Here is a 13,325-nt window from a genome sequence, read left to right as displayed (position 1 = left end):
ACCCAGATCGTGGGAACGATCAGCCACAAACGACAAAGGCCACCCGAAGGTGGCCTTTGTTTGGTGAAGCGTCAGCTAAGCGCGAGGCTTACTTGACAGCCCAACCGGTCAGCTCGGCCAGGGCCTTGCCGATGTCTGCCAGCGAACGCACGGTTTTAACGCCTGCGTCTTGCAGAGCAGCGAATTTCTCGTCTGCAGTGCCTTTGCCGCCAGAGATGATTGCGCCAGCATGGCCCATGCGCTTGCCCGGAGGAGCAGTCACACCAGCGATGTAGGAAACAACCGGCTTGGTCACGTGTGCCTTGATGTAGGCAGCCGCTTCTTCTTCAGCCGAACCGCCGATCTCGCCGATCATCACGATCGCTTCGGTCTTCGGGTCTTCCTGGAACAGCTTCAGGATGTCGATGAAGTTCGAACCCGGGATCGGGTCACCACCGATGCCGACGCAAGTCGACTGACCGAAACCGGCGTCAGTAGTCTGCTTCACAGCTTCGTAGGTCAGGGTGCCGGAACGGGAAACGATACCGACCTTGCCTGGCAAGTGAATGTGACCTGGCATGATGCCGATCTTGCATTCGCCTGGGGTGATCACGCCTGGGCAGTTAGGGCCGATCAGGACTACGCCCAGCTCGTCGCACTTAACTTTAGCGTCCAGCATGTCCAGGGTAGGAATGCCTTCGGTGATGCACACGATCAGCTTGATGCCGCCGAAGGCAGCTTCCAGGATCGAGTCCTTGCAGAAAGGAGCCGGAACGTAGATCACGCTGGCGGTGGCGCCAGTGGCAGCTACAGCGTCTTTCACGGTGTTGAACACTGGCAGGCCCAGGTGCTCGGTACCGCCTTTGCCTGGAGTTACACCACCCACCATCTTGGTGCCGTACTCGATGGCTTGCTGGGTGTGGAAACTACCTTGCGAACCGGTAATACCCTGGCAGATAACTTTGGTGTCTTTATTGATCAGGACGCTCATTATTTGCCCTCCGCAGCTTTGACAACTTGTTGAGCAGCGTCGGTCAGGCTGGTAGCAGCGATGATGTTCAAACCGCTTTCTGCCAGTACTTTAGCGCCCAGCTCAGCGTTGTTGCCTTCAAGGCGAACAACAACCGGGATTTTCACGCCGACTTCTTTCACGGCGCCAATGATGCCTTCGGCAATCATGTCGCAACGAACGATGCCGCCGAAGATGTTAACCAGTACTGCAGCGACGTTGGTGTCGGACAGAATGATCTTGAACGCTTCGGTAACGCGTTCCTTGGTAGCACCGCCGCCCACGTCGAGGAAGTTGGCTGGCTTGCCGCCATGCAGGTTGACGATGTCCATGGTACCCATGGCCAGGCCAGCACCGTTGACCATGCAACCGATGTTGCCTTCCAGCGCTACGTAGTTCAGTTCGAACTTGGCAGCGTGCGCTTCGCGCGGATCGTCTTGCGACGGATCGTGGAAAGTCTTCAGCTTAGGCTGACGGTACATGGCGTTGGCGTCGATGTTGATCTTGGCGTCCAGGCAGTGCAGATCGCCGTCAGCCTTGATCACCAGCGGGTTCACTTCCAGCAGGGCCAGGTCGTGATCCTTGAACAGCTTGGCCAGACCTACGAAGATCTTGGCGAACTGAGCAACCTGCTTGCCTTCCAGACCCAGCTGGAATGCCAGCTCGCGACCCTGGAATGGCTGAGCGCCAACCAGTGGATCGATAGTGGCTTTCAGAATTTTTTCTGGAGTGTCGTGAGCGATTTTCTCGATGTCCACGCCACCTTCGGTGGAAGCCATGAACACGATGCGACGGCTCGAACGGTCAACGACAGCGCCCAGGTACAGCTCTTTAGCGATATCAGTGCACGATTCAACCAGGATCTTGGTGACTGGCTGGCCATTGGCGTCAGTCTGGTAAGTCACCAGACGCTTGCCCAGCCACTGCTGTGCGAAGGCCTTGGCGTCTTCTTTGCTGCGAACCAGCTTTACGCCGCCCGCTTTACCGCGACCACCGGCGTGGACCTGGGCTTTGACAACCCACTCGCTGCCGCCGATCTTGTCGCAAGCTTCTGCTGCTGCTTCCGGGGTGTCTACCGCGTAACCGGTGGAAACTGGCAGGCCGTACTCAGCGAACAGCTGCTTACCCTGATACTCGTGAAGATTCATGCTTATTACCGTCTTCGTTAGGTACTGCGCATTCGGTGCTGCACTCATTCAAGTGCCGCACCACCTGTGACTGCTGCTTGCATGGCCTTTCCGGACAACCGGTGCAGCCATGCAAGGCTGCGTCCAGCGGATATTCCGCGGTGAGTCTTGCATGCAAGGCTCACGACGGGCCATTCCGCCGTGGTTTCTTATTGTCTTAACGCTTCTTGCGGTTGGCGATGTGGATGGCGCCGCCATTCACTGCCAAAGCAGCTTCGTGCAAGGCTTCAGACAGGGTCGGATGGGAGAAAACCATCATGCCCAGGTCTTCAGCGCTGGTGCCGAATTCCATACCGATCGCACCCTGCTGAACCAGTTCGGCAGCGCTTGGGCCAATCACGTGGACGCCCAATACGCGGTCTGTCTTGGCATCTGCGATGACCTTGACGAAACCACCGGTGTCGTTGGCAGCCATGGCACGGCCGGAGGCTGCGAACGGGAAGGTGCCGACGTTAACTTCAACGCCTTCAGCTTTCAAGGCCTGCTCGGTTTTACCAACCCACGCGATTTCCGGGTGAGTATAAATAACCGAAGGGATCAAATCATAGTTCATCTGGGCCTTGTGGCCCTTGATGCGCTCGACAACCATGATGCCTTCTTCCGACGCCTTGTGCGCCAGCATCATGCCGCGAACCACGTCACCGATGGCGTAGACGCCCGGTACGGTGGTGGCGCAGTGATCGTCGACGTGCACGAAACCGCGCTCGTCCAGGGTCACGCCGCAGTCGGCAGCCAGCAGATCAGTGGTCACTGGACGGCGACCAACGGCTACGATCAGCTTGTCGAAAGTGATGTTCTGTTCGCCGTTGGCATCGGTGTAGTTCACCACGACTTCGTCGCCGTTCACTTTGGAGCCGGTCACGCGAGCGCCCAGCTTGATGTCCAGGCCCTGCTTGGTCAGGGTTTTCAGCGCTTCCTTGGAAACGGCTGCGTCAGCGGCCATCAGGAAAGTGTCCAGGGCTTCCAGGACAGTCACTTCTGCACCCAGACGCGACCAGACCGAACCCAGCTCCAGACCGATCACGCCAGCGCCGATTACGCCCAGGCGTTTTGGTACGGATTGGAATTCCAGGGCGCCGGTGGAATCGACGATCACATTCTGGTCGACCGGAGCCGGTGGAATGTCGATCGGACGCGAACCTGGAGCCAGGATCACGTTCTCGGCTTCGATGACTTCTACCGAACCGTCAGGCTTGGTGACTTCAACTTTCTTGCCGGCCAGCAGCTTGCCGTGACCCTGGATGGAGGTCACACCGTTGGCTTTGAACAGGGTTGCAACACCGGAGGTCAGGCCTTTGACGATGGTGGCTTTACGGCCGACCATTGCTGGCACGTCCATGGTCACGCCAGCGTGGTTGATACCGTGGATCGCGAAGCCTTCTTTGGCTTCCTTGTACTTCCAGGAGCTGTCCAGCAGCGCCTTGGACGGAATGCAGCCGACGTTCAGGCAAGTACCGCCCAGAGCCAGTTTGTCATCCTTGTCGGTGTACTTCTCGATGCAGGCAGTGCTGAGGCCCAACTGAGCGGCCTTGATGGCAGCTACGTAGCCGCCAGGGCCCGCGCCGATCACTACTACGTCAAATTTCTGCGACATTCAAAAAATCCTCTTTAGCGAAAAGCTTGAAGCCGCAAGCGACAAGCCAGGCTGCGGGTTTTCCGACAGCCTGGGCTTGCAGCTCGCGACTGCTTCTATCAGATATCCAGCAACAGACGAGCCGGATCTTCCAGCAGGTTCTTGATGGTCACCAGGAAAGTCACAGCTTCTTTGCCATCGATCAGACGGTGATCGTAGGACAGGGCCAGGTACATCATCGGACGGATAACGACCTGGCCGTTGATGGCCATAGGACGCTGGATGATGTTGTGCATGCCCAGGATGGCTGCTTGTGGCGGGTTGACGATCGGGGTCGACATCATCGAACCGAAGGTACCGCCGTTGGTGATGGTGAAGGTACCACCGGTCATTTCGTCCATCGACAGTTTGCCGTCGCGGGCTTTCTTGCCGAAGGTGGCGATGCCGCCTTCGATTTCAGCCAGGCTCATCAGTTCGGCGTTACGCAGAACCGGAACAACCAGGCCGCGATCGCTGGAAACCGCAACGCCGACGTCAGCGTAGCCGTGGTAAACGATGTCAGCGCCGTCGATCGAGGCGTTGACAGCCGGGAAGCGTTTCAGCGCTTCGGTGGCCGCTTTCACGAAGAAGGACATGAAGCCCAGGCGCACGCCGTTGTGGGACTTCTCGAACAGATCCTTGTACTTCGAACGCAGCGCCATGACTTCGGTCATGTCGACTTCGTTGAACGTGGTCAGCATCGCCATGTTCGACTGGGCTTCGACCAGGCGCTTGGCAACGGTGGCCCGCACGCGGGTCATCGGTACACGCTTCTCGATGCGATCGCCGGCAGCGAACACCGGAGCAGCAGCGGCAGGTGCGGCAGCCTTGGCAGGCGCGGCAGCCGGAGCGGCTTTCTTGGCAGCAACGGCTGCAACCACGTCTTCCTTGGTCACGCGACCGCCTTTGCCAGTGCCGGCAACGGAAGCGATGTTGATGCCGTTTTCTTCAGCCAGCTTGCGCGCAGCCGGTGCAGCAACAGGATCGTCTTCGCCTTCGGCGGCAGGGGCAGCAGCCTGGGCAGCGGCGGCAGGAGCCGCAGCAGCTGGAGCGGCAGCAGCGCCGCCCGCTTCGATGGAGCCCAGGACTTCGTCGGACAGAACGGTGTCGCCTTCGTTCTTGACGATAGCGCCCAGCACGCCATCAGCGGTAGCCAACACTTCGAGTACGACTTTATCGGTTTCGATGTCGACGATCAGTTCGTCGCGCTTGACCGCGTCGCCCGGTTTTTTGTGCCAGGTGGCAACGGTGCCATCGGCAACCGATTCCGGGAAAGTGGGGGCTTTGATCTCGATAGCCATTATCTGTGGTTCCTTAAATTCGGTTTCAGGTGCGCGAAGGCGTTAAACAGTAAAGGCGTCTTGCAGCAGTTGTTCCTGCTGTTCGGCGTGCATCGATGCGTAACCGCATGCCGGTGCAGCAGAAGCCTCGCGGCCCGCGTACTCGAGTACGAGAGACTTGTTGAGGTTGCTGATGCTGCGACGCATGTGGTGTTGGCTGCAGTACCACGCGCCCTGGTTCATCGGCTCTTCCTGGCACCAAACGGCATGCTTGGCGTTGGTGTAGGGAGCCAGGACTTCTTTCAAGTCGTCCTCAGGGAATGGGTACAGCTGCTCGATACGCACGATGGCGATATCGTCACGGCCTTCGGCACGGCGTTTTTCCAGCAGGTCGTAGTAGACCTTGCCGCTACACAGGACAACGCGCTCGACCTTTTTCGGGTCTTGGGCGTCGATTTCCGGGATAACGGTCTGGAAGGAACCTTCGGCCAGATCTTCCAGGGTCGAGATGGCCAGCTTGTGGCGCAGCAGCGACTTCGGAGTCAGGACTACCAGTGGCTTGCGCAGCGGGCGAATCACCTGACGGCGCAGCAAGTGGTAGATCTGTGCCGGCGTCGTTGGCATGCACACCTGGATGTTGTGCTCGGCGCACAGCTGCAGGTAACGCTCCAGACGAGCCGAGGAGTGCTCCGGCCCCTGACCTTCATAACCGTGCGGCAGCAGCATGGTCAGACCGCACAGACGGCCCCACTTGTGCTCGCCACTGGTGATGAACTGGTCGATTACAACCTGGGCGCCGTTGGCGAAGTCGCCGAACTGGGCTTCCCAGATAACCAGCGCGTTCGGCGTGGTGGTCGAGTAACCGTACTCGAACGCCAGTACCGCTTCTTCGGACAGGAACGAGTCGTACAGGTCGAAGCGTGGCTGACCGTCGTACAGGTTCTGCAACGGGATGTAGGTGCCCGCGTCCTTCTGGTTGTGCAACACGGCATGACGGTGCGAGAACGTACCGCGGCCGATGTCCTGGCCGGTCATGCGGATCGGGTGACCTTCGAACGCCAGGGTCGCGTACGCCATGGTTTCGGCGTAACCCCAGTTGATCGGCAGGCCGCCGGCTTGCATCTTCTGACGGTCTTCGTAGATCTTGGCAACCTGGCGCTGAACCACGAAGCCTTCCGGAATTTCCAGCAGCTTGGCGGACAGTTCCTGCAAGGTCTTCAGGTCGAAGCGCGTGTCGTGACGCGCGGTCCAGGCGTGGCCCAGATACGGACGCCAGTCCACGAACAGCTCTTTGTTCGGTTCCTTGACCAGCGATTTCACGACGTGCAGACCGTTGTCCAGCGCGTTGCGGTACTCGTCGACCTTGGCCTGGACACGCTCAGCGTCCAGTACACCGGCCTGGGTCAGGCGATCAGCGTACAGCTCACGGGTAGTGCGCTGCTTGGTGATCTGCTGATACATGATCGGCTGGGTGCCGCTTGGCTCGTCGGCCTCGTTGTGGCCGCGACGACGGTAGCAGACCAGGTCGATCACCACGTCACGCTTGAACTGCATGCGGTAGTCGATGGCCAACTGGGTCACGAACAACACGGCTTCCGGATCATCGCCATTCACATGGAGGATCGGCGCCTGGATCATCTTCGCAACGTCGGTGGCGTACTCGGTGGAACGCGAGTCCAGCGGGTTGCTGATGGTGAAACCGACCTGGTTGTTGATCACGATGTGCACGGTACCGCCGGTCTTGAAACCGCGGGTCTGCGACATCTGGAAGGTTTCCATCACCACGCCTTGACCGGCGAATGCCGCGTCACCGTGGATGGAGATCGGTAGGACTTTCTCACCGGTCAGGTCGTTACGACGATCCTGACGGGCGCGCACCGAACCCTCGACCACCGGGGAAACGATTTCCAGGTGGGACGGGTTGAACGCCATGGCCAGGTGAACTTCACCGCCGGTGGTCATCACGTTGGACGAGAAGCCCTGGTGGTATTTAACGTCACCGGAACCCAGCTCGACCTTCTTCTTGCCTTCGAACTCGTCGAACAGCTCGCGCGGGTTCTTGCCGAAGGTGTTGACCAGTACGTTCAGACGGCCACGGTGGGCCATGCCGATGACGATTTCCTTGGTGCCGTAGGAACCGGAACGCTGGATCAGCTCGTCGAGCATCGGAATCAGGCTTTCGCCGCCTTCCAGGCCGAAACGCTTGGTACCCGGGTATTTGGTGCCCAGGTATTTTTCCAGGCCTTCACCGGCGGTCACGCGCTCGAGCAGGTGGCTCTTGATGTCGGCGGAGTACGTCGGACGGCCACGCACGCTTTCCAGACGCTGCTGGAACCACTGGCGCTGCTCGGAATCGGTGATGTGCGTAAACTCAGCGCCGATGGTGCGGCAATATGTCTGCTGCAACGCTTCGTGAATTTCGCGTAGGCTCGCTTCCTCTTTGCCGATGAACAGGTCGCCGGCACGGAAGGTCGTATCAAGATCGGCATTGGTCAAGCCGTAATGATTGATCGACAGGTCTGCAGGTGCAGGACGCTGCCACAGCCCCAGCGGGTCAAGCTGGGCTGCCTGGTGGCCACGCATACGGTAGGCCTGGATCAATCGCAGCACTTCAACTTGCTTCTTCTCGTGCTCACTGCTCACGCTGCCGGCGGAAACCGGTTGGGCGCGGCGCTGGTTCTTTGCCAGCAAGACGAAATGATCGCGAATTGTGGAGTGCGAAACATCGGTGGCAGGGTTGCCGTCAGCAGGCAACTTCTGGAAGTAGGTGCGCCACTCTTCTGGCACAGCGTTAGGGTCGTGCAGGTAGAGCTCGTAGAGCTCTTCCACATAGGCAGCGTTACTACCGGATAGGTAGGCGCTGTTCCACATGCGCTGCATCACGCTTTCTTGCATGCTTGGTCACCCTCGGTTAGGGGAACACCACCGGTGTCGACACCGAGCAAACTTGCAGAAGTCCAAATGCAGCGACCAAAACAAGCCACTAGGATCACACTGATAGTCCGGGTACCAGCCCGGATGCCCCTGCTTGTCTCATTTCTTCAAAATAAGAGCCGCAGCCTTTTAAGCTGCTGCTCTGGTTATAGCTACGACGCGGGTTGAAGCCCGCGCCTTAGCCTCTACATTTACAGCGGTACTGCATTTACAACAGCTGGGTTACAACAGCTGTTTCACACACCGCTCGAGAGCAGCATGTGACGGATGTGACCGATGGCCTTAGTCGGGTTCAGGCCTTTCGGACATACGTTGACGCAGTTCATGATCCCGCGGCAGCGGAATACGCTGAACGGGTCATCCAGCGCAGCCAGACGTTCGGACGTCTTGGTGTCACGGCTGTCTGCCAGGAAGCGGTACGCTTGCAGCAGGGCAGCTGGACCCAGGAACTTGTCCGGGTTCCACCAGAAGGACGGGCAAGAGGTCGAGCAGCAGGCGCACAGGATGCACTCGTACAGACCGTCGAGCTTTTCACGCTCTTCAGGGGACTGCAGACGCTCGATGGCCGGAGCCGGCGTGTCGTTCTGCAGGAATGGCTTAACCTTCTCGTATTGCTTGTAGAAGATGCTCATATCGACGACCAGGTCACGGATAACCGGCAAGCCTGGCAGAGGACGAACGATCAACTTGTTACCTTTTACGACGGCGGACAGCGGCGTGACACACGCCAGGCCGTTTTTGCCGTTGATGTTCATGCCGTCGGAGCCGCAAACACCTTCACGGCAGGAGCGACGATAGGAGAAACCTTCGTCCTGCTCTTTAATCAGGGCCAGTACGTCCAGCACCATCAGGTCTTTACCACCGGTATCGACCTGGAATTCCTGCATGAACGGCGCAGCGTCCTGATCAGGGTTGTAACGATAAACACTGACTTGCAACATGGCGGCCACCCTTAATAAGTCCGAATCTTAGGTTCAAAAGTCGGAACCGTCTTCGGCGAGAAGTTCACGGCACGCTTGGCAACGCGCTTCTCACCCGGGAAGTACAGGGTGTGGCACAGCCAGTTTTCGTCGTCACGATCTTCGAAGTCTTCACGGGCGTGAGCGCCGCGGGACTCTTTACGCACTTCGGCAGCGATGGCGGTGGCTTCGGCCACTTCCAGCAGGTTCTGCAGTTCCAGAGCTTCGATACGCGCGGTGTTGAACGCCTGCGACTTGTCGTTGATCTTGACGTTGGCGATGCGCTTGCGCAGATCGGCCAGCTGGGCAATACCCTTCTGCATGTATTCGCCGGTACGGAATACACCGAAGTAGTTCTGCATGCAGTTTTGCAGCTCGCGACGCAGGGTTGCCACGTCTTCGCCATCGGTACGCTCGTTCAGGGCGGACAGACGCGACAGGGCCGCCGTGATGTCGGCTTCGGTGGCTTCGTCGTATTCGATACCGTCGGTCAGCGCCTTTTCCAGGTGCAGGCCGGCAGCACGGCCGAAGACCACCAGGTCGAGCAGCGAGTTGCCGCCCAGACGGTTGGCGCCGTGAACCGATACGCAAGCCACTTCGCCTACAGCGAACAGGCCCGGGATGATGGTGTCCACGCCTTCGGCGTCCTGGGTGATCGCCTGGCCGTGGATGTTGGTGGCAACGCCGCCCATCATATAGTGGCAGGTAGGAACAACCGGAACCGGAGCAACAACCGGGTCAACGTGTGCGAAAGTCTTCGACAGTTCGCAGATGCCTGGCAGACGGCTGTGCAGCACTTCCTCGCCCAGGTGGTCGAGCTTGAGCATCACGTGGTCGCCATTCGGACCACAGCCGTTGCCGGCGATGATCTCTTTAACCATCGAACGGGCCACGACGTCACGACCGGCAAGGTCCTTGGCGTTCGGAGCATAACGCTCCATGAAACGCTCACCGTGCTTGTTGATCAGGTAACCACCTTCACCACGGCAACCTTCGGTCACCAGTACACCGGCGCCGGCGATGCCGGTCGGGTGGAACTGCCACATCTCGATGTCTTGTACCGGCACGCCAGCACGCAGGGCCATGCCGACGCCGTCACCGGTGTTGATCAGGGCGTTGGTGGTGGACGCATAGATACGACCTGCACCGCCGGTGGCCAGAACGGTAGCCTTGGCACGGATGTAGGTGGTTTCGCCGGTTTCGATGCAAATGGCGATAACGCCGACGAATTCGCCAGCCTGGTTTTTCACCAGGTCAACGGCGTAGTACTCGTTCAGGAACGTGGTACCGGCTTTCAGGTTGCCCTGATAAAGGGTGTGCAGCAGCGCGTGACCGGTACGGTCGGAAGCGGCGCAGGTACGGGCAGCCTGGCCACCTTTACCGTAGTCCTTGGACTGACCGCCGAACGGACGCTGGTAGATACGGCCGGTTTCGGTACGCGAGAACGGAAGACCCATGTGGTCCAGCTCGAAAACGGCGGCCGGGCCTTCCTGACACATGTATTCGATAGCGTCCTGGTCACCGATGTAGTCGGAGCCCTTGACGGTATCGTACATGTGCCAGCGCCAGTCATCGTTCGGGTCGGCGGACGCGATGGCACAGGTGATGCCGCCCTGGGCGGATACGGTGTGCGAACGGGTCGGGAAAACCTTGGTGATTACCGCGGTCTTGTGACCGCCTTGCGCCAGTTGCAGCGCTGCGCGCATGCCGGCACCGCCACCACCAATAATGATGGCGTCGAAAGAAATCGTTGGAATGTTAGCCATGAATCAGATACCCCAGAGAATCTGCACACCCCAGACGAAGTAAGCGAACATCGCAACGCCGCATACTGCCTGGAAAAGGAAACGTACTGCAGTTGCGGACTTGCCCAGCGCCATCGGCGTCAGGTAGTCGGTCGCGATGGTCCACATGCCAACCCAGGCGTGAGCGCCGAGGGCAACAAGGGCCAGCAGACTGAAGATACGCATCCCGTTGTGAGCGAACAGGCCATGCCATTGGTCAAAGCCAATGCCCGGATTCGCTGCGAGGTATCCGATCAGGAAGATGAAATAAGCCGCGAGAACAACCGCAGACACACGTTGTGCCATCCAGTCATAGAGGCCCGAACGCGACAGGTTCGTTACGCTGGTTACCATATCCAAACTCCCGCCAGAATGATCAGCACCGCAGATACGGCGATAATGATTTTCGAGCCCAGCGTGCCGCCTTCCAGCGTCTCACCGATGCCCATGTCCATAATCATGTGGCGCACACCGGCTACCAGGTGATACAGGAGAGCGGATAGGAGGCCCCATGCTACGAACTTGGCCAGAGGGCTGGTCAAGGTTGCCTTCACGTCGGCAAAGCCTTCCTCCGAACCCAGGGATTTGCCCAATGCATAAAGCATGAAGCCCAGGCCCAGGAAGAGGATGATGCCGGAAACACGGTGAAGAAACGACGTAACGCCGGTGATGGGGAGCTTGATGGTCCTTAGGTCTAGGTTTACAGGTCGTTGGCTTTTCACGGCTTTTTTTTCACACTGAAGAGCCCCTAACAATCAGGGCAAAGTTGTTGGGGAGTGCACTGGTCAGGTAATCACCACCCAGGGAGGCGACCCCCAATAACGCAAGCCCAAAAGCCCTTGGCGGTCGGTGGCCGAGTATAGACAGTTAGGCTACTAATGACAACGGACATACCTTCCCAAAACGGCGCATTGCGCAACACGTATAAAAGGCGTAAATGGCGGTCAATTTCGATAAAAAAGTAGGGTTAAAGCCTTCTGGAGCAAGACTTTAGGCAAATTGACATTCAAATTTATCTCACTATAGTGGTGCGGGCCCTGCGTGGGGGGTCTGTCTGATGATTTCAAGCATAAATAGGAGGCCACATGGCTGACAAAAAAGCGCAGTTGATCATCGAGGGCGCAGCCCCCGTCGAGCTGCCCATTTTAACCGGCACCGTTGGTCCCGATGTTATCGATGTTCGGGGCCTGACGGCCACGGGCCGCTTCACTTTCGACCCTGGTTTCATGTCGACCGCTTCCTGCGAGTCGAAGATCACCTATATCGACGGCGACAACGGCATCCTGCTGCACCGCGGCTACCCGATCGAACAACTGGCTGAAAAGTCGGACTACCTGGAAACCTGCTACCTGCTGCTCAACGGCGAACTGCCGACCGCAGAGCAGAAGGCCCAGTTCGTCGGCACCGTGAAGAACCACACCATGGTTCACGAGCAGCTGAAGACCTTCTTCAACGGCTTCCGCCGTGACGCCCACCCGATGGCCGTCATGTGTGGTGTAGTCGGCGCCCTCTCGGCCTTCTACCACGACTCCCTGGACATCAATAACCCGCAGCATCGCGAAATCTCCGCGATCCGCCTGGTTGCCAAGATGCCAACCCTGGCCGCGATGGTTTACAAGTACTCCATGGGCCAACCCATGATGTACCCGCGCAACGACCTGTCGTACGCGGAAAACTTCCTGCACATGATGTTCAACACCCCGTGCGAGATCAAACCGATCAGCCCGGTACTCGCCAAGGCCATGGACCGGATCTTCATCCTCCATGCCGACCACGAGCAGAACGCGTCGACTTCCACCGTGCGCCTGGCGGGCTCCTCGGGTGCCAACCCGTTCGCCTGTATCGCTGCCGGCATCGCCGCACTGTGGGGCCCTGCCCACGGCGGTGCGAACGAAGCCGTATTGACCATGCTCGATGAAATCGGCGATGTCTCGAACATCGACAAGTTCATCGCCAAGGCCAAGGACAAGAACGATCCGTTCAAGCTGATGGGCTTCGGTCACCGCGTTTACAAAAACCGCGACCCTCGCGCCACTGTGATGAAGCAGACCTGCGACGAAGTACTGAAGGAACTGGGCATCCAGAACGATCCGCAGCTCGAACTGGCCATGCGCCTGGAAGAGATCGCCCTGACCGACCCGTACTTCATCGAACGCTCGCTGTACCCGAACGTCGACTTCTACTCGGGGATCATCCTCAAGGCGATCGGCATTCCAACCAGCATGTTCACCGTGATCTTCGCCTTGGCGCGGACCGTGGGCTGGATCTCCCACTGGAAAGAAATGCTCTCCAGCCCGTACAAGATCGGCCGTCCGCGCCAGCTGTACACCGGCTACGAGTCGCGTGACATCACCAAGCTGGAAGACCGCAAGTAAGATTTGTCTTGCTGTAGCGTGTTGAGTTGTACCGGGAACGGCCTCTATATATAGGGGCCGTTTTTGTTTGGGCGATGGTGGCTGTTTGGGATTGGGATTGGGTACATATCCATTCCTGCGGTCACGGCCACTTAGGGTTTCGCCCTTACGGCGAGTCACTTGGAAAAGCCCCAAGTAACCAAGGGCTCTTGCCCCTGGCGTTCGGT

10 protein-coding genes are annotated in these 13,325 nt (G+C 58.7%); 1 reads left to right on the top strand and 9 read right to left on the bottom strand.

The window, feature by feature from the left end; translation table 11 throughout:
• Positions 1 to 88: 88 nt before the first annotated feature.
• The 9 genes from sucD to sdhC form a co-directional block, all read right to left on the bottom strand.
• Positions 89 to 970 carry a succinate--CoA ligase subunit alpha gene (gene sucD, locus AC1Q8Q_RS24045; RefSeq protein ID WP_007919877.1) on the bottom strand — a complete coding sequence of 294 codons (882 nt, stop codon included), beginning with the start codon at positions 968 to 970 and terminating at the stop codon, positions 89 to 91.
• Positions 970 to 2,136 carry an ADP-forming succinate--CoA ligase subunit beta gene (gene sucC / locus AC1Q8Q_RS24040; RefSeq protein ID WP_007919879.1) on the bottom strand — a complete coding sequence of 389 codons (1,167 nt, stop codon included), beginning with the start codon at positions 2,134 to 2,136 and terminating at the stop codon, positions 970 to 972. Before sucC ends, sucD begins: the two co-directional genes overlap by 1 nt.
• A 196-nt stretch (positions 2,137 to 2,332) precedes the next feature.
• A complete protein-coding gene (gene lpdA, locus AC1Q8Q_RS24035; protein WP_020799802.1) occupies positions 2,333 to 3,769 on the bottom strand; it encodes a dihydrolipoyl dehydrogenase in 1,437 nt (478 codons plus the stop codon).
• Positions 3,770 to 3,867: 98 nt separating this feature from the next.
• Positions 3,868 to 5,088 (bottom strand): 2-oxoglutarate dehydrogenase complex dihydrolipoyllysine-residue succinyltransferase, encoded by a 1,221-nt coding sequence (gene odhB, locus AC1Q8Q_RS24030; RefSeq protein ID WP_020799803.1) that lies wholly within the window; start codon positions 5,086 to 5,088, stop codon positions 3,868 to 3,870.
• Between the two features lie 42 nt (positions 5,089 to 5,130).
• A complete protein-coding gene (locus tag AC1Q8Q_RS24025) occupies positions 5,131 to 7,962 on the bottom strand; it encodes a 2-oxoglutarate dehydrogenase E1 component (RefSeq protein WP_020799804.1) in 2,832 nt (943 codons plus the stop codon).
• 275 nt (positions 7,963 to 8,237) lie between these two features.
• Positions 8,238 to 8,942, bottom strand: a complete 705-nt coding sequence (locus AC1Q8Q_RS24020) for a succinate dehydrogenase iron-sulfur subunit (RefSeq protein ID WP_083348460.1) — start codon at positions 8,940 to 8,942, stop codon at positions 8,238 to 8,240.
• A gap of 11 nt (positions 8,943 to 8,953) precedes the next feature.
• Positions 8,954 to 10,726 carry a succinate dehydrogenase flavoprotein subunit gene (sdhA, locus tag AC1Q8Q_RS24015; RefSeq protein WP_168757467.1) on the bottom strand — a complete coding sequence of 591 codons (1,773 nt, stop codon included), beginning with the start codon at positions 10,724 to 10,726 and terminating at the stop codon, positions 8,954 to 8,956.
• 3 nt (positions 10,727 to 10,729) lie between these two features.
• On the bottom strand, positions 10,730 to 11,098 hold the full coding sequence (gene sdhD / locus AC1Q8Q_RS24010) for a succinate dehydrogenase, hydrophobic membrane anchor protein (RefSeq protein ID WP_083348458.1): 369 nt from the start codon (positions 11,096 to 11,098) through the stop codon (positions 10,730 to 10,732).
• Positions 11,092 to 11,466 carry a succinate dehydrogenase, cytochrome b556 subunit gene (sdhC, locus tag AC1Q8Q_RS24005; protein ID WP_083348457.1) on the bottom strand — a complete coding sequence of 125 codons (375 nt, stop codon included), beginning with the start codon at positions 11,464 to 11,466 and terminating at the stop codon, positions 11,092 to 11,094. Before sdhC ends, sdhD begins: the two co-directional genes overlap by 7 nt.
• Positions 11,467 to 11,829: 363 nt before the next feature.
• Here sdhC and gltA point away from each other — a divergent pair, with 363 nt between their 5' ends.
• On the top strand, positions 11,830 to 13,119 hold the full coding sequence (gene gltA, locus AC1Q8Q_RS24000; protein ID WP_007959044.1) for a citrate synthase: 1,290 nt from the start codon (positions 11,830 to 11,832) through the stop codon (positions 13,117 to 13,119).
• Positions 13,120 to 13,325: the final 206 nt, after the last annotated feature.

The organism is Pseudomonas sp. GW823-FHT06B06, assembly GCF_058795195.1.
The sequence above is the reverse complement of the archived record's forward strand: the minus strand, read 5'-3'. Positions and strand labels throughout refer to the sequence as shown.

What these genes read in the sequence shown, in the direction of transcription:
- sdhD (WP_083348458.1), bottom strand. Translation starts at nt 11,098, where the DNA reads ATGGTAACCAGCGTAACGAACCTGTCGCGTTCGGGCCTCTATGACTGG.
- AC1Q8Q_RS24020 (WP_083348460.1), bottom strand. Translation starts at nt 8,942, where the DNA reads ATGTTGCAAGTCAGTGTTTATCGTTACAACCCTGATCAGGACGCTGCG.
- lpdA (WP_020799802.1), bottom strand. Translation starts at nt 3,769, where the DNA reads ATGTCGCAGAAATTTGACGTAGTAGTGATCGGCGCGGGCCCTGGCGGC.
- sdhA (WP_168757467.1), bottom strand. Translation starts at nt 10,726, where the DNA reads ATGGCTAACATTCCAACGATTTCTTTCGACGCCATCATTATTGGTGGT.
- AC1Q8Q_RS24025 (WP_020799804.1), bottom strand. Translation starts at nt 7,962, where the DNA reads ATGCAAGAAAGCGTGATGCAGCGCATGTGGAACAGCGCCTACCTATCC.
- gltA (WP_007959044.1), top strand. Translation starts at nt 11,830, where the DNA reads ATGGCTGACAAAAAAGCGCAGTTGATCATCGAGGGCGCAGCCCCCGTC.
- sucC (WP_007919879.1), bottom strand. Translation starts at nt 2,136, where the DNA reads ATGAATCTTCACGAGTATCAGGGTAAGCAGCTGTTCGCTGAGTACGGC.
- sucD (WP_007919877.1), bottom strand. Translation starts at nt 970, where the DNA reads ATGAGCGTCCTGATCAATAAAGACACCAAAGTTATCTGCCAGGGTATT.
- odhB (WP_020799803.1), bottom strand. Translation starts at nt 5,088, where the DNA reads ATGGCTATCGAGATCAAAGCCCCCACTTTCCCGGAATCGGTTGCCGAT.